Source organism: Desulfovibrio sp. 1188_IL3213 (assembly GCF_036763145.1).
Taxonomy (GTDB): domain Bacteria; phylum Desulfobacterota; class Desulfovibrionia; order Desulfovibrionales; family Desulfovibrionaceae; genus Desulfovibrio.
Genome location: NZ_JBAIYR010000550.1, coordinates 1 through 1,311, shown reverse-complemented (window position 1 = coordinate 1,311; position 1,311 = coordinate 1). Strand labels below are relative to the sequence as shown.

The window sequence follows — 1,311 nt, the reverse complement described above, 5'->3', positions numbered from 1 at the left end:
ACCGATTGCCGCCGCCGCCATTGCGCTATGCGGGCATGGTCGCCGCCAAGCAGCACCGGGGGAACGGGCAGCCCCTCCAGTGTTTCTGGTCGGGTATAGTGCGGATATTCCAGCAGGCCGTTTGAAAAACTTTCGTCCTCTCCGGATTCCTCTTTGCCCATAAAGCCGGGCATCAGGCGCGAGACGGCCTCCACAACGGCCAGGGCCGCCGTTTCGCCGCCATTGAGCACCACATCGCCAACGCTTGTTGGCTCAATGGGAAAAATGTCCAGCAGACGGGCATCAATGCCTTCATAGCGTCCGCAGACGATGGTCAGGTCCTCTTCTTCAGCGATCTGCCGTGCCATATTCTGGGTGAAAGGGCGGCCGCCGGGGGCCATGAGCAGAATGCGCCCGGGCTTTTCAATGGAGCGCAGCGCCCCGGCCAGGGGTTCGCCCTGCATGACCATGCCGGGCCCGCCGCCATAGGGGCGGTCGTCCACATGGCGATGCTTGCTGGTGCTGAAATCGCGCGGATCATGAAAAGAAAAATCCACAAGGCCCGCCTCGCGCGCGCGCCCCATAAGGGCCGTCGACAGAGGCGAACCGAAAAATTCGGGAAAGAGCGAGACTATATGAAAACGCGGCATGGGCGGAGAGTGCCGCAAATTGTCCCGCCTTGCAAGGAAAGGATTGCCGGTGCGGCCGGCCGGGACGGTTTGTGGCCGGGCCTGCTTTGTATCCCGGCCTGTTTTGCAACCGAATCTGCCCGCCGGGGCGGCTTACGTTTTGGGCAGTTCCGCAAGAATGGCGGGCCAGTGCGCGCGCAGGGGACGTCTGGCTACGGACAGTAAACGGCCGGGCTGTGCCGGGGCCGCCACACAGACCCAATGTCCCGCACAGGGTACAAGTTGCCAGTTGATGTGCCTGTAGGGAGGCGCGGCTTCCGCATGCCCCTCGCCGGCAAAATGGAACGTGTCGGCCTTGTGATAAAATTGCGACTGTCCCTGACGCTGGCCGTAACGGCCACTGTGCACAAGGTAGGGATCCCGGCTGAGGCCCAGCCCCGCAGCCTTGAGCAGGGCTTCTTTTACTGTCCAGCGGCGCAGGCTTTCGCGGGCATGAAATGCCTCGCCCAGAGGCGCGGACATCTCCCCGGCAGTAAAGGCGCGCCCGGCAGGAGGAAGGCTGTTCAGCGCCTCGGCGTCCAGCGCCAGACAGGGGCGGCTTTCTTCGCGGGGGTGCGTGGTTTCTTCCGGGTCGGAAATCTGGCGGCACAAGGCAGCGGACTGCTCGTCCTTGAGGTGCCGTGCGGCACAAAAGGCCGCCAGA

Annotated in this window: 2 protein-coding genes; both read right to left on the bottom strand. The window is 63.6% G+C overall.

Going from position 1 to position 1,311, the window contains the following annotated elements; genetic code table 11:
• A partial coding sequence (gene trmD, locus V6C16_RS13500; RefSeq protein ID WP_333543468.1) for a tRNA (guanosine(37)-N1)-methyltransferase TrmD occupies nucleotides 1–629 on the bottom strand: 629 nt, incomplete at its 3' end.
• Nucleotides 630–761: 132 nt separating this feature from the next.
• Nucleotides 762–1,311 (bottom strand): 4'-phosphopantetheinyl transferase superfamily protein (locus tag V6C16_RS13495; RefSeq protein WP_333543467.1); only part of this gene is annotated, 550 nt, incomplete at its 5' end.